The sequence below is a fragment of the Mesorhizobium sp. CA16 genome (assembly GCF_020165175.1).
GTDB lineage: Bacteria > Pseudomonadota > Alphaproteobacteria > Rhizobiales > Rhizobiaceae > Mesorhizobium.
Window position 1 is genome coordinate 151,187 of the sequence record NZ_JAIUHP010000008.1, and the last position, 20,585, is coordinate 171,771.

Here is a 20,585-nt window from a genome sequence, read left to right on the forward strand (position 1 = left end):
GCCTTGCGCCGCCGGGCCGGGAGGCCCGCTTGCCAACTTAAAGGCGTCTTGACCTGCGCCATTCCTCATACTCTGCGCGGGCATCGTCGTGCAGCGGATAGTAGCGTTGCAACGGAGCGCCCTGCATCAGCTTCTCGCGTGAAAACTCTTCCCAATCGTGGTGTTTCTGAGCCTCCTCGATGACCTTGGCGGCCATTGCGACGGGAACCACCACCGCGCCGTCATCGTCGGCGACGATGATGTCGCCGGGGATCACCGTCACGCCGCCGCAAGCAATCGGGACGTTGACCGCATTGGGATAGATGCTGGTCTGCACATGATAGTTTGGCGTCCAGCCGCGCAGCCATAGCGGCAGATCGAGCTTTTCGACATTGGGCCGGTCGCGCATGCATCCATCGATGACGATGCCGGCGCCACCTCTGCCCTTGAAATAGGTCGACATCATATCGCCGAAGACGCCCGAGCTCATGTCGCCGCGGGCGTCGACCACGACCACGTCGCCCTCCTGCGCATGATAGAGCACATGCCGGTGCAGTTGCGTTTCCGGATCGGTATATTCTCCCTCGTCGAACAGGTCCGGCCGTTGCGGCAGGAATTGCAGCGTCAGCGCCGGCCCGACGATCGACTTCCCATGGTTCTGGGCCACCGGGCCGACCATATGCGGACTGCGGAAGCCCATGTGACCGAGCGTGCCGGCAACCGTCGCGGCGCCGATCTCTTTCAGCGCGTCGATCAGGTCCTTGGGCGGACGCGTGATGTCGGAAATATGCGTCATTGTCGAACTCCGGATGAGTTGGAACTACCAGTTGGTGACAGAACCGTCGCGGCGTTTGAGATGCGGCGCTTCCCAGAAGCGGAAACTCTGCGCCTTGATCGCCTTCTCATTGACCTCGACGCCGAGCCCCGGCAGATCGCCGACCGGATAATCGGTCCCGTCGAGCCGCGGCTGCACGGGGAAGAAGTCGGAACTGTCGAAGCCCAGCTTCCTTTCGGGCGCCCTGGTTTCGAGCCAGGCGAAGTTGGGCACGGCGGCGGCCAGATGCACGGTCGCGGCGGTGCACACCGGACCGAGCGGATTGTGCGGCATCAGGTCCACATAATGCGCCTCGCTCCAGCCGGCGACCTTCATCGCCTCGGTGAGCCCGCCGACATTGCAGACATCGAGCCGGTTGAACTGATGAATGCCGCGCTCGATGTAGGGCAGGAACTGCCACTTGCTGGCAAATTCCTCGCCGATGGCAAAGGGGATGTCGGTCATCCTGCGCAGGGACTCGTAGGCCTCTGGCGTCTCGTCGCGTATCGGCTCCTCGAGGAAATCGAGCACGCCGCGGCCGAGCTTGTTGCAGAAGCTCGCCGCCTCCGCCACCGACAGCCGATGATGGTAGTCGATGCCGAGCACCACATCCTCGCCCAGCGCCTCACGCGCCTTGTTCAGCATGCTCGCCGTAGCGCCGATTGACTCGCGCGGCTCGAAGATGTCCTTGCTGTTCTGGCCGGAGGGAAAGAAGCGGATTGCCTGCCATCCCTGCGCGCACAATTCATGGGCGCGTTCGATGGCAGCATCGCCCTCGGCCTCGTCTCCGGTCGAGGCGAAGGTGGGGATGCGGTCGCGCTGCTTGCCGCCGAGCAGTTCGTAGACTGGCACTCCCAGCGCCTTGCCCTTGATGTCGTGAAGGGCGATGTCGATGGCGGAAATCGCCGCCTGCAGAACCCGCCCGCCCTCGAAATACTGGCTGCGATAAAGCTCCTGCCAGATCCGGCCGATCTGCATGGCGTCGCGGCCGACGAGGAACTCGCGATAATGCTCGACGGCGCCGGCCACGGCCTTCTCGCGGCCGCTCAAGCCGCTCTCGCCCCAGCCGAAGATGTCCTGATCGGTCTCGACCTTGACAAGCATCTGGTTGCGCGTTCCCACCCACACTGGGTAGGGCTTGATCGCGGTGATCTTAAGTTTCGTCGTCATTCGCGCCACGTCCACACGCGTTCGCCGCGTCAATCGGCCCTGAGGGCCATTTCGGTTTCACTGTCGAACAGATGCATCCGCTCCTGGTCGAACTCGAGCCAGATCCGCTCGTCGGGCGCGACGGCAATGCTCGGCGGCACGCTGACATTGACGATGGCGCCGGACAGGAAGGCCTGAACGAATGTCACGTCTCCGGTCGGTTCCACCGTATAGGCCTTGGCCGGAATGGTGCCGGGGACAGAACTCTTGTGCAACTTGATCGTCGAATGTCGCGCGCCGAGCACGACTTTCCGGCTTGTTGCTGTCGCGACCTTCCGCGCATTGGGCGGCGACAGCTCAAGGCTCCAGCCCTCCGCGCTGGTCAACACCGTGCCGCCGTTCGCCGTCGATGCCTCGAGCGGAATAAGGCTCATCGCCGGGCTGCCCACGAAGCTCGCGACGAACATGTTCACGGGATGGGCGAAAACCTGCGCCGGCGAATCATATTGCTGCAGATAGCCGCCGTTCATCACCGCCATCCTGTCCGCCATGGTCACGGCCTCGAGCTGGTCGTGCGTCACGTAGATGATCGTCGCCTTCAGGTCCTGGTGGAACCGCTTTATCTCGGACCGCATCTGCACGCGCAGCTTCGCATCGAGATTGGAGAGCGGCTCGTCCATCAGGAACACCGCCGGATCTCGAACGAGGGCGCGGCCCAGGGCCACGCGCTGCTGCTGACCACCCGAAAGCTCGCGCGGCCTGCGCTCGAGCAACTGCGTCATATCGAGCACGCGCGCCGCTTCCCTGACCTTCCTGTCGATCTCGTCCTTGGGCAGCCTGCGCATCTGCAGCGGGAAGGCCAGGTTCTTGTAGACCGATTTCTGCGGGTAGAGCGCATAGTTCTGGAACACCATCGCGATGTCCCGGTCCTTGGGGTCTAGGCCGTTGACCACGCGGTCGCCGATGACGATGTCGCCCGATGTTACCGAGGTCAGACCCGCCACGAGATTGAGCGTGGTTGTCTTGCCGCAGCCTGAAGGGCCGACGAGAGCGACGAACTCGCCGTCATTGACCGTCAGCGAGACGTCGTTGACAGCTTTGAAGCCGCCATAGGTCTTGACGAGATCTTTGAGGACCACGTGGGCCATCGGCAGCGACTCCTAGTGCTTGACCGCGCCTTCCGTCAGGGCGCGTACGAAGTATCGTTGCAGGACAAGAAACAGCACGACGACGGGCACGCTCATCATGAAGCTCGCCGCCATCAGGCCCGGAAAGTCCGTCGTATTTTCCGAGAAGAAGCGCTGGATGCCGACCGGCAGGGTCAACTGTTCGTTCTTCGAGAGGAAGGTGTAGGCGTAGATGTACTCGTTCCAGGCGCCGATGAAGGAATAGATCGCGGTGGCGATGATCCCTGGCGTCGAGAGCGGCATCACGATCAGGATGAAGGCTTGGAACCGTGTGGCGCCGTCGATGCGTGCCGCCTGCTCGAGCTGCACCGGGATATTGTCGTAAAAGCCCTTGAGCAGCCAGATCGCCAGCGGCAAGCCGAAGGTCAGATAGGTGAGGATGAGCGAACCATGCGTGTTCACCAGCCCGAGCGCACGCATCAGGATGAACAGCGGCACGAGAAAGATCACCGCCGGGAACATGTTTCGGAGCAGCACTGCGAAGAACAGGAAGTTTCGGCCCGGGAAGGTAAAGCGCGAAAACGCGTAAGCCGCGGGAACCGCCACGATCACCGAAAGGATGGTCGTGGCAGTGGAAACGTAAAGGCTGTTCCAGAAGAAGCGCAGGAAATCCTGGCCGACGCTGTTCTGCGGATCGAGCAGCTTCTGGTAGCTGGCAAGGGTAGGCTGATCCGGCCACCATTGCGGCGGAAATTGCATCGCCGCGAAGCCGGACTTGATCGAGGTCAGCAGCATCCAGATCATCGGCAAGGCGGTGTAAAGCAGCATGAACACCAGGAATATGCGGCCGCCCCACCGCCATCCGTCGATTCGCATGCGGCGACGGGCCTGGTCTCGAGGGGCTGTCTCGGCAATCGTGCTCATGCGCTCCCATCCTTCCGCTCGTTGCCGCTCAGCGCACGGACATAGAAATAGCCGAGTGTCATCAGGATGAAGAACAGCAGCACCGAATAGGCCGACGCCACGCCCCAGCGCTGCCGGCCGAAGGCAAGTTCATAAATGTGGGTGATCCAGATATGCGACGCGTTGGACGGCCCGCCGCCGGTCATGATCCATGGGATGATGAAGGAGTTGAAGTTGGCTACGGCGAGCAGCAGGATCGTCACCGTCGAGACGTTTCTCAAATGCGGGAAGGTGACGTGCCAGAAGCGCTGCCATGCGTTGGCCCCGTCGACTGTCGCCGCGCGCAGCAACTGGTCGGGAACCGTCTGCAGGCCGGCCATCATCATGATCATGGCAAACGGAAACTCGCGCCAGATATTGACGACGATCAGGGAAGGCAGCACCGTGCTGACATTGTCGATGAAATTCGGCGGCCCTCCGGCCAATCCGAGGCCAACCAGAACCGCGCCGATGACCCCGAAATCCGAATGGTAGATCCACTTCCAGATATAGGAAGCGGCGACCGCGCTGATGACCCAGGGAATGATCAGGATGGCGCGCAGGATACCGCGGCCGACAAAGTCGCGGTGGAGCGCCAGCGCGGCGCAAAAGCCAAGGACGAAGGAAATGAAAGTGGAGGCCGCTGTCCAGATAAGCGTGTTCCAGGTGACCTTCCAGAACACCTCGCTTGTGAGGATGGCCGTGTAGTTGTTGATGCCGACGAAGATCTTGTCGCGGAGCTGCAGGCCGGGCGGGGTGTTGAAGAAGGACAGCTCGATTGTGTAGTAGATCGGATAGGCGATGACGATGAGCATTACGGCGATCGCGGGAAGCACATACGCGTAGTCGGCGCGATGCTCCCAGATACTGCGGAGCACGCCGGACCCGGCGGGTTGCAATCTGCGGCGAGCCTCGGCCTTGCCGGTCGCGATCGTCACTGTAGCGCGCCCTTGTTCATGGGGAAGTATCGGCTGCGCTCGCGGCGCAGCCGATCGGATCGTCGGTCAGGCCCGGATTAGAGCCCGCCTCCCATCAGGTCTTTTACCTTCTTGGCCGCGTCCTCCGCCGCCTGATCGACGGTCATCGCTCCGGTCAGGGCATTCTGCAGCATGTCCGGGATGATGATGTTCATGATTTCGGGCGACTGCGGCAGCGCCGGGAACGGGATGCCGTATGGCAGCATCGAGGTCGTGACGTCGAGGAACTTGATGTTGTCCAGACGTTCCTTCATCCATTTGGTCTTGAAGCCGTTGAGGTTGCCTGGGTTCGAGCCGGCATAGGCCATCTTCAGCGACCATTCCGGGCTCGTCCACATGCAGATGATGGCCTTTGCGGCCGGCTCGTCCACCTTGCCCCCCTCGACATATTCGGGCTTCAGGATGTGGATGTTCGAGCCGCCGAACACGACGGCGCGCTTGCCGTCGGGGCCGGTCGGAATGAGGCCATAGCGCATGTTGTCGATGACGGTCTGTGCCTTGTCTTTGTCGGTGCCCGTCGCCTTCTTCTGCAGGTCGAGCATGACGTTGTAGTCGGACGGATGCGAGATCATCATGCCGAGCTGGCCGGCGAGAAACAGGGGCTGGTTGTCGGCTTGCTGGTTGGTGAGCGCCGAGACCGGAACCGATTTGTCGCGAACATACATGTCGTAGGAGGCTTGCAGCGCCGCCTTGCTCTGCGGGCTGTCGAGCTCGATCTGCTTGTAAGTGGGGTTGGGGGTAGCCTCGTCGAAGACGCCGCCGCCATAGGCCCACAGCTGCGGCATGAAGCGGTAAGGCGTATTGCCGGCATTCTTGCGCGCCACCAGGCCGTAGCCCGCAATGCCGAGCTTGTCGTGGATTTGCTTGGAATATTTGACGACGTCGTCCCAGGTGGCCGGGGGCTTGTTCGGATCGAGGCCCGCGCGCTTGAAAATGTCGGCGTTCCAGATGAACGCCATCGTCTCGTTGTTGGTCGGAATTCCGTAGGTCACGCCGTCCCAGGTGACGGCCTTCATGGCGCCGGGCCAGAAGTCCTCGGTCGAATACCCCACATCCTCTGGCTTGAGCGGCTGCAGATAGCCCTTCGAGGCGAACTCGGTGCCGCCCAGGATTTGCAGGCGGACCGCCATTGGCGCTGCGTTGCCGAGCAGCGCCGTGCGGAACTTGTCGAGAAGGTCGTTGTAGGTGAGGGCTTGTTCCTCGAGCTGGATGTTCGGATAGGTCTTGCGGAAGGTCGCGAAGAAATCCTTGTAGTACTGGCGCAAAAGGTCCGGGTCGCCCTCGAACACGCCCTGGTACCAGAACGTCAGTCGCCCCTTGTAGTCGAGCGGGGTGACTTTGGCGCAATCGCCCGCAGTGTCAAAATCCTGCGTGCCCGCAATGGAGCGCACATATTCCGGCGACCACTTGCTCAGGTCGACCGGCGGCGCGCCCAGCGCCGGCGCGGCCATCAACGATGCCATTAACGCAGTGGAGACAGTGCCGCGCAGGACGGCACCGCCGAGCGTAATCCTCGTCATAGGTATCCTCCAGGTTTCTCTCCCGTGCCGCTCTGCGTCGAGGCAAGCGGTCGTTGCTCGTTCGATCGCGGGATATTTGCCAGTTCTAATGTATCCCTTCGACGACTTTGTACGTTTTCAGATCACAGATTATCTGTCAACGCGAAGAATCGTACATTGTTTTATCGAAACCGAGCGTGATATAGGGCGGAGGGTGTATTCACTTGGGGGAGATAGGCCTTGGCCGAGACAAGCGATTTCAAAGCGGAGCCACCTGCGGGAATTGACCCCATCGGGGCTTCCAGCGAGGGCGCCTCGCTTTATGAGCTGATCAGGGATGACATCATCGAAGGACGGCTGGCCGCCAACGAACGGCTTGTGGTCGCCGATCTCGCCCGGCGTCACGGCACCTCGACCAACCCGGTGCGCGAGGCCCTGCAATTGTTGCGCGGAGAGGGCTTTGTCATCTTCAGTCCCAATCGCGGGGCACGCGTGCGACCCATAGATCAGGACTTTGTCCGGGATATCTACGAGATCGGCGTCCTGATCGAACCCGCCCTGACGCGATGGTTCGTGAACATGGCCACCGACGAGGACATCGCCGAGCTCGAACGTCTCCAGAACCTGATCGAGGAGAACAATTTTGCCGACACGTTCAGGCACAGCGAGCTCGATACCGCCTTCCACACCGTGATGTACCAGCGGCATTATAACCGCCATGCGGCCGAGCTCTGGTGGAAGCATCGCGAGGTGCTGAGGGCGGTCAGCCGGCGGTTCAATTTCACGCTTGCCAGACGCGCCGCGATCATCCGCGAGCACCGCGAGCTCATCGCGCTGGTTAAATCGGGAGAGGCCGAGAAGGCGGCCGAACTCATTGCCCGCCATGTCGAGGGCTCCGGCCGGCATGTCCTCGAACACATGCGCGCGCGTAGCGCCGCCCGGGCAGGGTAGCCGATCCGCAATCACCGTCAGCCTGGTCGTTTCAGAGAGGATAGTCCAGATGAAAATCACGAGCATTCGGCCATGGCTGATCAAGTCCGATGCGTCTTACTGGGGCGAGTATCTGTTCGTCGAAGTGACGACCGACGAGGGGGTGAGCGGCTGGGGAGAGATCACCACCACCACAAAGCTCGCCAACCGCGCGCTCTGCACGATCCTGCGCCAGATCGGCGCCGCCGTAACAGGCGAGGATCCGGCGCGTATCGAGTATCTCTGGCACAAGATTTTCCGCAGCTTCACCTATATGGGCAGCCGCGGCGCCGCCGTCGAATGCGTCAGCGCCATCGACATCGCCCTCTGGGATATCCGTGGCAAAGTCCTCGGCAAGCCGATCTACGAACTGCTGGGCGGACCGGTGCGCGACGAAATCGCGCTTTATACCCATCCCAACCAGGCCAAATTCACCAGCAAGGAAGCCGTGATCCGCGAAATTCGCGACATCGTCGAGTCCGGTCACACCGGCCTCAAATTCGATCCTTTTCCCCATCAGGGCCCCAGCGTCGATGGCGTAGCCCGCGAAAGGCGGGACGGTTATCTCGACGGCAGCATGACCCGCAAGGACGAGCGCGAGGCCGCCGAACTGACGGCCCTGATCCGCGAAACGGCAGGCCCCGATGTGGACATCCTCATCGATGCGCATGGCCGCTTCGATGTTCCGACCGCCATTCGCCTCTGCCGCAGCCTCGAAGAGGCGGGCCAGATCGACTGGTTCGAGGAGCCCTGTCCGCCCGAGAGCCTCAATGCCCTCAAACAGGTGCGCGACAAGGTCAGCGCCGCCATCTCGTGGGGCGAGCGCGGCCACACGAAGTGGGATTTCGTGCCGGTGCTCGAGGGCAAGCTCGCCGACTACATCATGCCGGACGTCACCTGGACCGGCGGCGTCACCGAGCTCAAGAAGATTTCCGCCCTGTGCGAAGCCTATTACGTGCCCGTCTCGCCGCATGACGCTGCCGGACCGATCAACGTGGTCGCGGGAGCGCAGGTGATGATGACCGTTCCCAACTTCTATAAGCTCGAAACCTCGGAGTGGGACCTCTCCAAATACGACCACCTCATCGACAAGCCGCTCGATGTTTCGAACGGCAGCCTCAAGCTGACGTCGAAGCCCGGTCTCGGTGTTGAGATGAATCGCGACTACCTGCAGGCCCACGAGATCGAGTTGGGCTAGCAACGACCTGTGCGAGCCAGGCGAGGGGCATAACCATCGACGAGAACGAGGATAAGTCATGCCGAAGACGGATGCAGCCGACGAGGCTCTCAATCGGGTCAACACCAATTCCAGACCGTCCGAGCTTCGCATCACCGACATGCGGGTGGCCGAGATCGTCGGCGCGCCGTTCACCTCGGCGCTGCTCAAGATCTACACCAACCAGGGCATCGTCGGGCTTGGCGAGGTGCGCGACGGCGCCAGCGCCACTTATGCGCTGATGCTGAAGAGCCGGCTGCTCGGCGAGAATCCCTGCGATGTCGACCGGCTATTCCGCCGCATCAAGCAGTTCGGCGGGCACGGGCGGCAGGGTGGCGGCGTGTCGGCGGTCGAGATCGCGCTCTGGGATCTCGCCGGCAAGGCCTATAGCGTGCCGATCTACCAGATGCTGGGCGGCAAGTTCCGCGATCACGTGCGCGTCTATTGCGATACCGACGCCGAGAAACCGAGCGGCACCGAGACCGGTAAACGCCTCAAGGAACGCATGGACCGCGGGTTCACCTTCCTCAAGATGGATCTCGGCTTGATGCAGATCGCCCACATTCCGGGTGCTGTGACATCGCCCGCCGGCGCGCTCGAAGGGTTTCACGCCAATCCGCGCGGCCGCGGCGGCACGATCGAGGAGCGCAAGGTCCGCAATCTCGCCTATGACGCGCAGAACGTGCGGCACCCGTTCACCGGTCTGCATTTCACCGAGAAGGGAATCGATCTTCTCGAGCGGTACATCCACGAGGTTCGCGAAGTCATCGGCTACGAGATCCCTTTGGCCATCGACCATGTCGGCCACATCTCTCTGCAGGACGGCATCCGCCTGTCGCGCCGCATCGAGAAGTACGTCCCGGCCTGGCTCGAGGATGTGATTCCCTGGCAATACACCGAGCAATACCGGCAGCTGCAGCAAGCGACCTCGGTGCCGATCTGCACCGGCGAGGACATCTACCTCAAGGAGGCCTTCGACCCTCTGCTGAGAAGCGGCGGCCTTTCCGTCGTCCATCCGGACCTCCTCACCAGCGGCGGTATCCTCGAGACCAAGAAGATCGGCGACATGGCGCAGGACCACGGCGTTGCCATGGCGATCCACATGGCCGAAAGCCCGATCGCCGCGATGGCCGCGGCGCATGTCGCGACCGCGACCGAAAACTTCATGGCGCTCGAATATCATTCCGCCGATGTCGACTGGTGGGACGATATCGTCACCGGCCTGCCCAAACCGCTGGTGAAGGACGGCTTCATCACCGTTCCGGACAGACCGGGCCTGGGGATCGACGACGTCGTCGACGAGGTGCTCGCGCAGCATCTGCAGCCCGGTGTCACGGGGATATGGCAATCCACCGAGCATTGGGACAATGAATATAGCTGGGACCGGACCTGGAGTTAGCCGGATCGCCCGCCCTCATTCCCCCAGATTCACAGGACCAACGACCGACCATTCGTGTCGACCGCTCCTAAGCCGGAGATGAAGAAGGAAACGGACGAAACCATGATCTACGAACTGCGTATCTATGACTGCCTGCCGGGCAGGCTGCCGGCGACTGCCTGCCGGGCAGGCTGCCGGCTTTGCTCAAGCGCTTTTCCGACCAAACGCTGGCCATCTGGGAGAAACATGGCATCCGCCAGGCCGGGTTTTTCACCACGGCGATCGGCGAAAACAGCAATCGTCTCACCTATTTCCTCGCCTGGGAATCGCTGGCCGAGCGTGAGGCGAAATGGGTGGCTTTCGTCACCGATCCGGCATGGCACAGGGCCCGGGACGAGTCTGAGCGCGACGGGCAGATCATTGCCAATATCAGCAGCCAGCTGCTCACGCCGACAGCTTTCTCGTCTGTGAACTAGGACTGCGCCATGAAGATCACCGACCTGCGCTGCGCCGTCATCGGTCAGCACCCCATCGTGCGCATCGTGACCGACGAAGGTCTTTACGGCCTTGGCGAAGTCGAGTTCACCAAGACCTACCTCAAGCCCTTTGTTCTGCATTTCCGCGAGGCGCTGATCGGCGAGGACCCGACCGACGTCGAGCGAGTGATGCTGAAGATCCGCCAGCGCGGCTCGTTCAAGCCCTATGGCGCGGCGGTGAGCGCGATCGAACATGCGCTGTGGGACATTGCCGGCAAGGCCGCCGGCGTTCCGGTCTATAAGCTGCTTGGCGGCAAGGTGCGCGACAAGGTGCGCGTCTACAATGGCTCGATCCGCCGCAAGCGCACCGGCGACCGGCCGGAGGACTACGCCGCCGACGTCAAATGGATGATGGAGCAGCCGCAGAACTTCTTCATGATCAAGCAGGGAATCTCGTTCCACTCCAATATGAAGGACACCATCGAGGGCTTCCATTACGGCGTGACGCAGAAGAAGGCCGGCTATCACGGCGCCATGGATCAGGGCGTGATCAGCGAGCGCGGCTTCAACCATATGCTCGACTGCGTGATCGCGATGAAGGAAGTGCTGGGCGACAAGGTGAGCCTGGCGCTCGACTGCGGCCCGGGCTGGATGTTGCCCGACGCGATCAAATTCGCCCGCGCGGTCGAGAAGTACAATTTGATGTGGCTGGAGGACATGCTGACCGGCGATTATGTGCCGTGGGTCAATCCGCAGGCTTATCGGGAGCTGACCGCCTCCACCTCGACGCCGATCCATACCGGCGAGCAGATTTACCTGCGGCACAATTTCAAGGAGCTGATCGAGACGCAAGCGGTGCGCGTCATCGGCCCCGACCCGGCCGATATAGGCGGCATCGCCGAGCTCAAATGGGTGGCCGAGCACGCCTACATGCATTCCATCCTGATGGCGCCGCACGGCACCGCCAACGGCCTGCTCGGTCTTGGCGCGCTGATCAATGTCTGCGCCACCTTGCCCGCCAACTACATCGCCTTCGAATATCCGAGCGCCTCCGATCCCTGGTGGGAAGACATCGTCATCGGCCTGCCGTCGCAGATCGTGAAGGACAGCATGGTGGAGCTGCTGGAAGCGCCGGGACGGGGGCTCGATATCGATGCCGAGGCGGCCAGGAAATATCTCAGGAAAGAGGATGCGGGTTTCTTCGACTGAGCGTAGAAGCTTCGGCGCAGGGGAATGTCGGGAGAAGAGAGGATGGTGCCAGAGGCGGAATCCAAGTCAGAGAAATCTGGCTGTCGTTTCAAATGGTTAAGATTCGCGCAAAAGCAGTGCTAACCAACAAAAAATACCAACAAAATATTTCTGTGGATTGGTTTGGTTCCCGAATATTACTCGCAGGTCCCAACTCGACGCAGCTGGACTGCTGCCGGTCGCCATTAAGGCAGTCCGACTTTGTCAAGCGCATGGCGCAAGTTGACCGAAGTGACCTCCTACTGACAAAGTCTTGAACGTCTGCTTCGCGCCTAATGTCGGCCGTAGTCTTGAGCTCTTTCGTTGACCCAAAGCTGTCGTTCGCCAGATGCTGGCCAAGCCCCATTGCCCAATTCCCTCAGGCAACTAACTGCTCAGAGTTTCAGGCTTACCGCTCCAGGCAGATCGCCACGCCCTGGCCGCCGCCGATGCAGAGCGAGGCGAGGCCCTTCCGCGCGTCGCGGCGGATCATTTCGTGGAGCAGCGTCACCACGATGCGGCAGCCGGAGCCGGCCAGCGGATGGCCAAGCGCGATGGCGCCGCCGCTCATGTTGATGATGTCCTCGTTCCAGCCCATCTCGCGGTTGACCGCGATGGCTTGCGCGGCGAACGCTTCGTTGACCTCCATCACGTCGAGATCGGACGCGTGCCATCCGGCCTTGTCGAGCGCGCGGCGCGAGGCCGCCACCGGTCCGAGGCCCATGTCCATAGGCTCGACCCCGGCTGAAGCGTAGGAGGCGATGCGGGCTAGGGGCGTCAGGCCGAGTTTCTTCATCCGCGCCTCCGACATCACCAGCACCGCCGCCGCCCCGTCGTTGAGGCCTGACGAGTTGCCGGCCGTGATCGTGCCAGCCGCATCGAAGACCGGCCTCAGCCGGCCGAGGACTCCCATGGTGGTGGAGGGATTGGGATGTTCGTCACGGTCGATGACGAGATCGCCCTGCCTTGTCCTTATCGAGATCGGGACGATCTCTTCGTCGAACCGGCCAGTCTGGATGGCGGCGTCCGCCTTCTCCTGTGAGCGCAGCGCGAACCTGTCCTGTTCCTCGCGGGTGATCTGGTAACGCTGCGCCAGCGCCTCGGCCGTTACGCCCATATGCACCTGATGGAAGGCATCCCACAGCCCGTCGGTGATCATCGAATCCTTGAGGGTACGGTCGCCCATGCGGATGCCGCCGCGCATATCGGAAATGAAGTGCGGTGCCGAGGTCATCGAGTCCTGTCCGCCGGCGATCACGCAATCGGCGTCGCCGCAGCGAATGGCCTGGGCGGCGAGATGGATCGACTTCTGGCCGGCGCCGCACACTTTGTTGACGGTCATGGCGGGGATACTGACCGGAAGGCCAGCCTTGAGCGCGGCCTGCCGCGCCGGGTTCTGCCCGGCGCCGCCGGTCAGCACCTGGCCCATGATCACCTCGCTGACGGCATCGGGCGCGAGCTGAGCATCGGCAAGCATTGCCTGGATAAGCTGCCCGCCCAGCTCCGCCGCGGACAGGCTGGCGAACGCGCCGTTCAGCTTGCCGATGGGCGTGCGCTTGGCGGCAACGACATAAACCGCATCCATTTCCGATCCTCCGCACGCGCGACCCACACAGGCGGGATCGCCGCTTGACATTCTGGTTATAACCAATAATCATGAAATGCATCGGCAGGCAAGGTCGCGGCATCGAGCCCGGCCTGCGTTGCGGGAGGAAATCCATGTCATCCGTGCTTTGGACGCCGGCGCCGGCCGCGTTCCAATCATCCAACCTTGCGCGCTTTTCGACCGCCAACGGCTTCGACTCGCGCGACTACGAGACGCTGCATCGCTGGTCGATCGGCGATCCGGGCGCGTTCTGGCAGGCCGTTTGGGATTTCGCCGAAGTCATTGGCGATCCGGGCGCGATCTCCTTCCTGCGCGATGACAATGCGCCAATGACCGGGAGCCGCTTCCTGCCGGAAGCAAAGCTTAATCTTGCGGAAAACCTGTTGCGTGGCGACGGCGAGAGGGTCGCGGTGATCGAGGCCGACGAGGGCGGCCATTTCCGGACCATTACACTTGGCGAGCTGCGTCGGCTCGTCGCTAGAAGGGCCGATGGCCTGCGCGCGGCCGGTATCGGCAAGGGTGATTGCGTCGGCGGCATCCTGGCCAATCGCGTCGAGGGCCTCGTCGCGCTTCTGGCGACGCTCTCCGTCGGCGCCGTCTGGTCGTCCTGCTCGCCGGATTTCGGCGCCGCCGCGATCGTCGATCGCCTCGGCCAGATCGGCGTCAAGGTGCTGTTCGCCGCGCCGCGCTACCGCTACGCGGGCAAGGATCACGACATCTCCGGCAGGCTGGCCGAGATCCTCGCGGCGATGCCGACGGTGACGGCGCTGGTGCTGACCGGCGAACCGAGCGCGAAGCTGGATTGCGCAGCGGATTGCGTTTCGTTCGACGATTTCGGCGGCGACGGCCCGCTCACCTTCGAGCGCGTGCCGTTCGACCATCCGGCCTATGTGCTCTACACGTCCGGCACGACAGGCGCGCCGAAGGCGATCGTCCACCGCGCCGGCGGCGTGCTGCTCCAGCATCTGAAGGAGCATCTGCTCCACGGCGACGTTCGCCCCGGCGACGTCATGAGCTGGTACACCAACACCGCCTGGATGATGTATCACTGGCTGATCTCGGGCCTCGCCTGCGGCGCGAGCGTGGTGCTCTATGACGGCGCGCCGATCCTGAAATCGGCCGATGGCCTCGACCCCAGTCCGCTATGGACAATGGCCGAGCGTGCCCGCGTCACGCATTTCGGCACCAGCCCGAAATATCTGGCCACGCTTGCCGCCGAAAATTACGCGCCGGGGCGTCTGCACGACCTTTCGCCGCTGCGCTCACTGCTGTCGGCCGGCGCGCCCGTCTCGCCCGGGCAATTCGACTGGGTCTACGAGCATGTGAAGCGCGACATGATCTTTGCCTCCATTTCCGGCGGCACCGAGATCATCGGCTGCTTCCTGCTGGGATCGCCGATCCATCCTGTGCGGCGCGGCGAGCTGACGGTGAAAGGCCTTGGCCTCGCCGTGGCCGTCATGGACGAGCGCAACGCGCCGGTGATCGGCCGCCAGGGCGATCTCGTCTGCACCGAGCCCTTCCCGTCGATGCCGCTGGCCTTCTGGGGCAAGGACGGCGACGAGCGTTATCACGCCACCTATTTCGCCACGCGCCACGAGATCTGGACGCATGGCGACGTGGCTGAGATGACCGCTTACGGCTCCGGCGTCATCCACGGCCGCTCGGACACGACGCTGAAGCCCGGCGGCGTGCGCATCGGCACGGCGGAAATCTATGCCGCCTGCGAAAACTTTGCCGAGATCGAGGATTGCCTGGTCTTTGGCGCGCCGGTCGAAGGCGACGAGGAGATCGTGCTCTGCGTCAAGCTCAATGATGGCTATGCGTTGACCCCAGAGCTTGCCGCGCAAATCCGCGGCGCGATTCGCGAAGGGGCCTCGCCGCGCCATGTGCCGCATCGCATCCATGCGGTGCAGGCCGTGCCCTATACGCTGAACGGAAAACGCGTCGAGGGCGCCGCCCGCACCACGCTCGAGGGCAAGCCGGTCAAGAACATGGCTTCGCTCGCCAATCCGGCATGCCTAGAGGAATACCGCACGCTCGACCGGAGCAAGGCGGCATGAGCCGGCCGAAGGGAGCGATCGTCGGCATCGGCGAGTTGAAGCCGCAGCGCCTGACCAGCGGCGTGAGGACGCTGGAGATGATCGCCGAGGTCTCGCGCCTGGCGGTGCTCGACGCCGGGCTCGATCCGGCGGCAATTGACGGGCTGCTGGTCGGTCCCCAGGTCGGCGAGACGCCGCAGCATGTGCCGGCGACGATTGCCGAATATCTGGGTCTCGCGCCGACCATGGCCAATGTCGTGGACCTCGGCGGCGCATCCGGCGCCGGCATGGTCTGGCGCGCGGCCGCCGCGATCGAGGCAGGCATGTGCGAGACGGTGCTGTGCGTGCTCGCCAACAACCGCGAGGAGACGCCGCCTCGTTCTCCCAACCGCAATCCGATCCGCGAGTTCGACGTGCCTTTCGGCGCCTCGGGCGCCAACATCTCCTATGCGCTGCTGATGCAGGCGCATATGGCCGCATACGGCTCGACCGCGCGGGACTTCGCCCTGATCGCCGCGGCCGCGCGCGCCAATGCGCAGCTCAATCCCGACGCCATCTTCTTCGGCAAGCCGGCCGATGTGGAGGCGGTGCTGGCCTCGCCGATAATCGCTTCGCCGCTGCACCTCCTCGAAATCGTCATGCCGGTCGCCGGCGGCGAAGCGGTCGTCGTCACCTCGGTCGAACGCGCGCGGTCGTTGCGAAAGCCGTCCGTGCATCTGCTCGGCGCCGGCGAGAAAGTCACGCACCGCGCGGTCAGCCAGGCGCCGAGTCTTACCTCCGGTCCGTTGAAGAGCGCCATGGCGCGGGCCTTCCAACAGTCCGGCACGCCGGCCGATGAGATGGACCTTCTGTCGCTCTATGATTGCTATACGATCATGGTCGCCACCACGATCGAGGATGCCGGCCTCTGCGCGCCGGGCCAGTTCGGCGCGTGGCTCAACGACCACGACCTTTCCCACAAGGGCGACAAGCCGCTCAACACGCATGGCGGCCAGCTCGGCTTCGGCCAGCCGGACCTTGCCGGCGGTATGACTCATGTCGTCGAGGCGGTGCGCCAATTGCGCGGCGAGGCGGGCGAACGCCAGATCGGCAAGGCCCGGCTCGCGCTGGTCACCGGCAATGGCGCGACGATGAGCGAAGCGACAGCGCTCGTGCTGGGAGCCGCCTGATGTCCGTCGATCTCGACACGCTGAAAACCCCTGGCCCGACGATCACCGCGCTGACCAAGCCGTTCTGGGATGCCGCCGCCGAAGGCCGGCTGACCATCCAGCACTGCGAGGACTGCGGCAAGGCTATCTTCTATCCGCGCCCGATCTGCCCGCATTGCTGGAACAAGCGCCTGGTCTGGAAAGACGCATCGGGCAGAGGGCGGCTCAAGTCTTTTTCGGAGGTGCACAAGCCCGGCCATGCCGGCTGGCTGCCTGTGGCACCTTATGTGGTCGGCCTTATCGAATTGGTCGAAGGCCCGACGATGCTGAGTTTCATCCTGGCCGGCACACGGCCGCTACAGATCGGGGACATGCTTCGGCTTGCGCCGACAGCCATCGGCGGTCGCGTCCTGCCGGCCTTCAAACCAGTCGAACCCGGAGCAGAGGAGAAGCCGCAATGAGCACCGAGACGAAAGACGGTTGGGTGGGTGTCGTGAAGGGTCGCCCGCAGGTCGGGGCCTTCGCCGAGCGCACGCGCCGCACAAGGATGAGCGACATCGAGGCCTTCACCGACATCACCGGCGATCGTAACCCGCTGCATTACGACCGAACGCTGGCCGAGAAGTCGGTGTTCGGCAAGCTGATTGTCCAGGGCGGCGTCACCTCCGGCATCCTAAACGCGCTGGTCGCGGAGGATCTGCCTGGCCCCGGAACCGTGTTCCTCGAAGTGGCCTGGAAGTTCGTCAAGGCGGTCGGCGTTGACGAGGAGATCACCGGACGCGTGGAGGTCAAGGAAGTGCGGTCCGATAAGCCTATCTGCAAGATCGAGACCAGCGTGCGCAACGGCCAGGGCGAGCTTTGCCTCACCGGCACAGCCACGGTCTTCACCGTACCGCTGCAAGGCGCATGAGCACGGCCGGCGAGCTTGGCACGGCGGCCGACAGCGAGCGCTGGCGCGTGCTGTCGCTGCTTTGCCTCGCAGTCGTCCTGTCGCTGACCACCTGGTTCTCGGCGACCGCGATCCTTCCTGAACTGAGGCAGGAGCTGGCGTTGGGCGCGGGCGCCGAGGCCTGGCTGACCAATGGCGTCCAGGTTGGCTTCGTTCTAGGCGCGCTGGCGGCGAGTCTGGTCAATCTTCCCGACCTCGTACGGCTGAGTCACCTGATGGCGGCGGCGGCGCTCGTCGCCGCTTTGGCCAACGCGACGCTGCTCTTCCATCCCGGGCCTGGCGGCATGATCGCCGCGCGCGTCGCCACCGGTGTTGCGCTCGCAGGCGTCTATCCGCCGGCGCTGAAGCTGGTCGCCACCTGGTTCGCGCGCGACAGGGGACTGGCGCTCGGCGCCGTCATCGGCGCGCTGACTGTCGGCTCGGCGCTGCCGCATCTTTTCCGCGCTGTCTCGACCGCGCTCGACTGGCGTCCGGTGGTTGCCGGGGCAAGCTTGGCCACTGCGGCGGGCGCGCTGCTCTTCCTGCTGTTCGCGAAGGAAGGACCCTATCCCTTCGGCAAGGCTATCTTCGAGCCCTCGCGCATCGGCCAGGTCTTTCGCGAAAAGCCGCTGCTGTTAGTCAATCTCGGCTATCTCGGCCATATGTGGGAGCTGTACGCCATGTGGGCGTGGCTGCTCGCCTACACGCGCGCCGCCTTCGAAGCACAGGCGATCGGAACGGCGGCCGCTGCCTCGCTCTCGACCTTCCTCGTCGTCGCGTCCGGCATTCTGGGGTGTTTGCTCGGAGGCTATCTGTCGGACCGCGTCGGCCGCACCGCCACCACCGCCGGCATGATGATCGTCTCGGGAAGCTGCGCGCTGCTGATGGGCTTTCTGTTCACCGGGCCGCTCTGGCTGTTCATGCTGGTGGCCCTCGTCTGGGGCGTCTCGGTCATCGGCGATTCGGCGCAGTTCTCCACCGCCGTCACCGAGCTCGCCGACCGCCGCTTCGTCGGAACCGCTCTGTCGGTGCAAATGGGCGCGGGCTTCGCGCTGACGGTGCTCGCCATCTGGCTGACGCCGCGCTTCGCCGAATTCATCGGGGGTTGGCGCTGGGCCTTCCTGCTCCTGGTTCCCGGACCGCTTCTGGGGGCGGCCGCCATGCTATGGTTGCGAAACTTGCCGGAGAGCGTGAAAATGGCCGGCGGCCTCCGCTAGCGAGGCGCTGCCGCTTATCTGAGTCGCGGCAAATGAATTGCGGCAGGATCGGATGGAACAAGCTACCAGAACGCGCGGGCGTCCTCGTTACGATCAGGAAGACGCCGAGGCGGCCGAGGCCTTCCGCTCGATCGGCTCGAAAGTGCAGCTCAACCGCGACGAGGCCGCACCGCTCTGGGTGCAGTTGCGCAACCAGGTCGAGGAAGCGATCAACACCGGCCTGCTTGCCGCCAATTCACGCATTCCCTCGGAACAGGCGCTTTGCGATTTCTTCGGCGTCTCGCGCCCTGTGGTGCGCGCCGCGATCGGCTCGCTGTCCAACGAAGGCCGCATCATCAAGATGCCGCGCAAGGGCATGTTCGTCGCGGCACCCCGCGAGCATGTCGACTTCATGACCGCCAATCTCGGTGTCTTCGACGATTTGACCGCCAAGGGCCACAAGGTCTCGACCCGCACGCTGGAGATCTACCGCTGCCCGCCGAGCGACAAGGAGTCGAAGGTCTTCGGCATTCCCGCCAATGGCAGCGTGGTCCGCATCAGCCGCGTCTATATGACCGACGGCACGCCTATCACCATGACGCGCATCAGCCTGCCGGGGCACCGGGTGCCGGGTCTGGAGAACATCCTGTCGGAAAACCAGTCCATCTTCAGCACTATCCGCGCCGTGTTCGGCCTGACGGTGAAGCGCGCCGACCGCTGGCTGCGCGCCGCGCTCCCCACCAAGGAAGAGGCCGACGAAATGGGCGTCGCCGCCAACACGCCGCTGATCGAGATCGAGTCAATCGCCTATGACGCGGACGGTGCCGCGCTCGAATATTACGAGGCCTTTTATAATTCCTCCGTCGCCCGCATCCATATGGCGGTCGAGCAGCCGTCAGCGACGGTGAACGGCGTCGATCGCACCTGACTTGCCGGCCACAAAAAAAGAATCTGTTTTCTGGTTATAACCAGATTGACGGGTGGAAAAAGCTTCTGTAACGTCCCTGTCATGGGGTCGGGAGGAGCCTGACCCCGGAGGCATTATCAGGATCGGCTGGCTTGCGGCGCCGCTTCGGCGGCGAGGGCAGTGTTTTGCCCGCGCTCAAGCTCGTCCTGATGGAGGACGTGCATGGATTACCGGTCGCAATTCGACCTAACGAGCGAGGTCGCCGTCGTCACCGGCGGCGCCAGCGGGATCGGTCTCGAGGCCGCCGGGGCGCTGGGGACTTGCGGTGCGCGTATCGTGCTTCTCGACATGAATGCGGACGGGCTGAAAGCTGCTGTCGAGGCGCTCAAGGCGGCTGGCGTCGCGAGCGTTGATGGCCGCGTGCTCGACGTCACGGATCCGCAAGCCGTGGAGGCGATGGCCGCTCAGATCGTCGCGGACTTCGGCAAGGTCGATGTCCTGGTCAACAGCGCCGGCATCGCGCGCCTCAACACCGCGCTTGACACGCCGGACGAGGAATGGCGCCTGGTGATGGATGTCAACGTCAACGGCGTCTACTGGGCCTCGCGCGCCTTCGGCCGCTCGATGGTCGCCCGCAAGAAGGGCTCGATCGTCAATCTGGGCTCGATGTCGGGCCTGATCATAAACCGTCCGCAGACGGCGCCGTCCTACATGGTGAGCAAGGGCGCCGTGCACATGATGACCAAGGCGCTCGCGGTCGAATGGGCAAAGTCAGGCGTGCGCGTCAACGCGCTGGCGCCGGGCTATGTCGGCACCGAGATGACACTGAAGATGCGCGAGCGTCCCGAACTCTTCAACACCTGGATCGACATGACGCCGATGGGGCGCTTGGGCACGCCGCAAGAGATCGCCTCGGCGATCCTGTTCCTGGCGTCGCCCGCGTCGAGCTACGTCACGGGCGCGATCCTGTCGATCGATGGCGGCTACACGGCCTGGTAATTGGCCTCG

At 63.6% G+C, this 20,585-nt stretch carries 19 protein-coding genes; 12 read left to right on the top strand and 7 right to left on the bottom strand.

What is annotated here, in order from left to right; genetic code table 11:
- Positions 1 to 37 precede the first annotated feature (37 nt).
- The 6 genes from LB525_RS13880 to LB525_RS13905 all read right to left on the bottom strand — a co-directional run bounded on the left by LB525_RS13880 (position 38) and on the right by LB525_RS13905 (position 6,508).
- Positions 38 to 775, bottom strand: coding sequence for a ribonuclease activity regulator RraA (locus LB525_RS13880; RefSeq protein WP_224523595.1), 738 nt, complete (start codon positions 773 to 775; stop codon positions 38 to 40).
- Positions 776 to 799: 24 nt separating this feature from the next.
- Complete coding sequence (locus LB525_RS13885) at positions 800 to 1,963, bottom strand: mandelate racemase/muconate lactonizing enzyme family protein (RefSeq protein WP_224545036.1); 1,164 nt, start codon at positions 1,961 to 1,963, stop codon at positions 800 to 802.
- Between the two features lie 29 nt (positions 1,964 to 1,992).
- Positions 1,993 to 3,090 (bottom strand): ABC transporter ATP-binding protein, encoded by a 1,098-nt coding sequence (locus LB525_RS13890; RefSeq protein ID WP_224545037.1) that lies wholly within the window; start codon positions 3,088 to 3,090, stop codon positions 1,993 to 1,995.
- Positions 3,091 to 3,102: 12 nt separating this feature from the next.
- Entirely contained in the window at positions 3,103 to 3,993 is an 891-nt protein-coding gene (locus LB525_RS13895) for a carbohydrate ABC transporter permease (RefSeq protein ID WP_224545038.1), read from the bottom strand.
- Positions 3,990 to 4,949 carry a carbohydrate ABC transporter permease gene (locus LB525_RS13900; protein ID WP_224545039.1) on the bottom strand — a complete coding sequence of 320 codons (960 nt, stop codon included), beginning with the start codon at positions 4,947 to 4,949 and terminating at the stop codon, positions 3,990 to 3,992. The genes LB525_RS13895 and LB525_RS13900 overlap by 4 nt, the downstream gene beginning before the upstream one ends.
- Positions 4,950 to 5,026: 77 nt before the next feature.
- Positions 5,027 to 6,508, bottom strand: a complete 1,482-nt coding sequence (locus tag LB525_RS13905) for an ABC transporter substrate-binding protein (protein ID WP_140844144.1) — start codon at positions 6,506 to 6,508, stop codon at positions 5,027 to 5,029.
- A 219-nt stretch (positions 6,509 to 6,727) separates the two neighbouring features.
- On the opposite strand from LB525_RS13905, the gene LB525_RS13910 reads away from it, so the two are divergent.
- From LB525_RS13910 to LB525_RS13930, 5 genes are all read left to right on the top strand, one after another.
- Positions 6,728 to 7,438 (top strand): GntR family transcriptional regulator, encoded by a 711-nt coding sequence (locus LB525_RS13910; RefSeq protein WP_140844146.1) that lies wholly within the window; start codon positions 6,728 to 6,730, stop codon positions 7,436 to 7,438.
- A gap of 49 nt (positions 7,439 to 7,487) precedes the next feature.
- Complete coding sequence (locus LB525_RS13915; RefSeq protein WP_140844148.1) at positions 7,488 to 8,654, top strand: mandelate racemase/muconate lactonizing enzyme family protein; 1,167 nt, start codon at positions 7,488 to 7,490, stop codon at positions 8,652 to 8,654.
- Positions 8,655 to 8,712: 58 nt separating this feature from the next.
- Positions 8,713 to 10,071 (top strand): mandelate racemase/muconate lactonizing enzyme family protein, encoded by a 1,359-nt coding sequence (locus LB525_RS13920; RefSeq protein ID WP_224545040.1) that lies wholly within the window; start codon positions 8,713 to 8,715, stop codon positions 10,069 to 10,071.
- Between the two features lie 128 nt (positions 10,072 to 10,199).
- Positions 10,200 to 10,526 carry an NIPSNAP family protein gene (locus tag LB525_RS13925; RefSeq protein WP_411971027.1) on the top strand — a complete coding sequence of 109 codons (327 nt, stop codon included), beginning with the start codon at positions 10,200 to 10,202 and terminating at the stop codon, positions 10,524 to 10,526.
- 9 nt (positions 10,527 to 10,535) lie between these two features.
- Positions 10,536 to 11,735 (top strand): mandelate racemase/muconate lactonizing enzyme family protein, encoded by a 1,200-nt coding sequence (locus LB525_RS13930; protein ID WP_224545041.1) that lies wholly within the window; start codon positions 10,536 to 10,538, stop codon positions 11,733 to 11,735.
- A 427-nt stretch (positions 11,736 to 12,162) separates the two neighbouring features.
- Here the strand turns inward: LB525_RS13930 and LB525_RS13935 are convergent, their stop codons facing one another.
- Entirely contained in the window at positions 12,163 to 13,338 is a 1,176-nt protein-coding gene (locus LB525_RS13935; protein ID WP_224523615.1) for an acetyl-CoA C-acetyltransferase, read from the bottom strand.
- 134 nt (positions 13,339 to 13,472) lie between these two features.
- Here LB525_RS13935 and LB525_RS13940 point away from each other — a divergent pair, with 134 nt between their 5' ends.
- The 7 genes from LB525_RS13940 to LB525_RS13970 all read left to right on the top strand — a co-directional run bounded on the left by LB525_RS13940 (position 13,473) and on the right by LB525_RS13970 (position 20,576).
- Positions 13,473 to 15,419, top strand: a complete 1,947-nt coding sequence (locus tag LB525_RS13940; RefSeq protein ID WP_224523618.1) for an acetoacetate--CoA ligase — start codon at positions 13,473 to 13,475, stop codon at positions 15,417 to 15,419.
- Positions 15,416 to 16,567 (top strand): thiolase family protein, encoded by a 1,152-nt coding sequence (locus tag LB525_RS13945; protein ID WP_224545042.1) that lies wholly within the window; start codon positions 15,416 to 15,418, stop codon positions 16,565 to 16,567. Before LB525_RS13940 ends, LB525_RS13945 begins: the two co-directional genes overlap by 4 nt.
- Complete coding sequence (locus LB525_RS13950; protein WP_224545043.1) at positions 16,567 to 17,007, top strand: Zn-ribbon domain-containing OB-fold protein; 441 nt, start codon at positions 16,567 to 16,569, stop codon at positions 17,005 to 17,007. The genes LB525_RS13945 and LB525_RS13950 overlap by 1 nt, the downstream gene beginning before the upstream one ends.
- On the top strand, positions 17,004 to 17,456 hold the full coding sequence (locus tag LB525_RS13955) for a MaoC family dehydratase (protein ID WP_140844161.1): 453 nt from the start codon (positions 17,004 to 17,006) through the stop codon (positions 17,454 to 17,456). Before LB525_RS13950 ends, LB525_RS13955 begins: the two co-directional genes overlap by 4 nt.
- Positions 17,453 to 18,691, top strand: coding sequence for an MFS transporter (locus tag LB525_RS13960; RefSeq protein WP_224545044.1), 1,239 nt, complete (start codon positions 17,453 to 17,455; stop codon positions 18,689 to 18,691). The genes LB525_RS13955 and LB525_RS13960 overlap by 4 nt, the downstream gene beginning before the upstream one ends.
- A gap of 52 nt (positions 18,692 to 18,743) precedes the next feature.
- Positions 18,744 to 19,598: a GntR family transcriptional regulator gene (locus LB525_RS13965; RefSeq protein ID WP_224545045.1), complete on the top strand. Its 855-nt coding sequence runs from the start codon at positions 18,744 to 18,746 to the stop codon at positions 19,596 to 19,598.
- A 201-nt stretch (positions 19,599 to 19,799) separates the two neighbouring features.
- Positions 19,800 to 20,576 (top strand): SDR family NAD(P)-dependent oxidoreductase, encoded by a 777-nt coding sequence (locus tag LB525_RS13970; protein WP_224545046.1) that lies wholly within the window; start codon positions 19,800 to 19,802, stop codon positions 20,574 to 20,576.
- Positions 20,577 to 20,585 lie beyond the last annotated feature (9 nt).

What these genes read in the sequence shown, in the direction of transcription:
- LB525_RS13915 (WP_140844148.1), top strand. Translation starts at nt 7,488, where the DNA reads ATGAAAATCACGAGCATTCGGCCATGGCTGATCAAGTCCGATGCGTCT.
- LB525_RS13935 (WP_224523615.1), bottom strand. Translation starts at nt 13,338, where the DNA reads ATGGATGCGGTTTATGTCGTTGCCGCCAAGCGCACGCCCATCGGCAAG.
- LB525_RS13955 (WP_140844161.1), top strand. Translation starts at nt 17,004, where the DNA reads ATGAGCACCGAGACGAAAGACGGTTGGGTGGGTGTCGTGAAGGGTCGC.
- LB525_RS13890 (WP_224545037.1), bottom strand. Translation starts at nt 3,090, where the DNA reads ATGGCCCACGTGGTCCTCAAAGATCTCGTCAAGACCTATGGCGGCTTC.
- LB525_RS13940 (WP_224523618.1), top strand. Translation starts at nt 13,473, where the DNA reads ATGTCATCCGTGCTTTGGACGCCGGCGCCGGCCGCGTTCCAATCATCC.
- LB525_RS13930 (WP_224545041.1), top strand. Translation starts at nt 10,536, where the DNA reads ATGAAGATCACCGACCTGCGCTGCGCCGTCATCGGTCAGCACCCCATC.
- LB525_RS13945 (WP_224545042.1), top strand. Translation starts at nt 15,416, where the DNA reads ATGAGCCGGCCGAAGGGAGCGATCGTCGGCATCGGCGAGTTGAAGCCG.
- LB525_RS13965 (WP_224545045.1), top strand. Translation starts at nt 18,744, where the DNA reads ATGGAACAAGCTACCAGAACGCGCGGGCGTCCTCGTTACGATCAGGAA.
- LB525_RS13895 (WP_224545038.1), bottom strand. Translation starts at nt 3,993, where the DNA reads ATGAGCACGATTGCCGAGACAGCCCCTCGAGACCAGGCCCGTCGCCGC.
- LB525_RS13905 (WP_140844144.1), bottom strand. Translation starts at nt 6,508, where the DNA reads ATGACGAGGATTACGCTCGGCGGTGCCGTCCTGCGCGGCACTGTCTCC.
- LB525_RS13960 (WP_224545044.1), top strand. Translation starts at nt 17,453, where the DNA reads ATGAGCACGGCCGGCGAGCTTGGCACGGCGGCCGACAGCGAGCGCTGG.
- LB525_RS13885 (WP_224545036.1), bottom strand. Translation starts at nt 1,963, where the DNA reads ATGACGACGAAACTTAAGATCACCGCGATCAAGCCCTACCCAGTGTGG.
- LB525_RS13920 (WP_224545040.1), top strand. Translation starts at nt 8,713, where the DNA reads ATGCCGAAGACGGATGCAGCCGACGAGGCTCTCAATCGGGTCAACACC.
- LB525_RS13880 (WP_224523595.1), bottom strand. Translation starts at nt 775, where the DNA reads ATGACGCATATTTCCGACATCACGCGTCCGCCCAAGGACCTGATCGAC.
- LB525_RS13970 (WP_224545046.1), top strand. Translation starts at nt 19,800, where the DNA reads ATGGATTACCGGTCGCAATTCGACCTAACGAGCGAGGTCGCCGTCGTC.
- LB525_RS13950 (WP_224545043.1), top strand. Translation starts at nt 16,567, where the DNA reads ATGTCCGTCGATCTCGACACGCTGAAAACCCCTGGCCCGACGATCACC.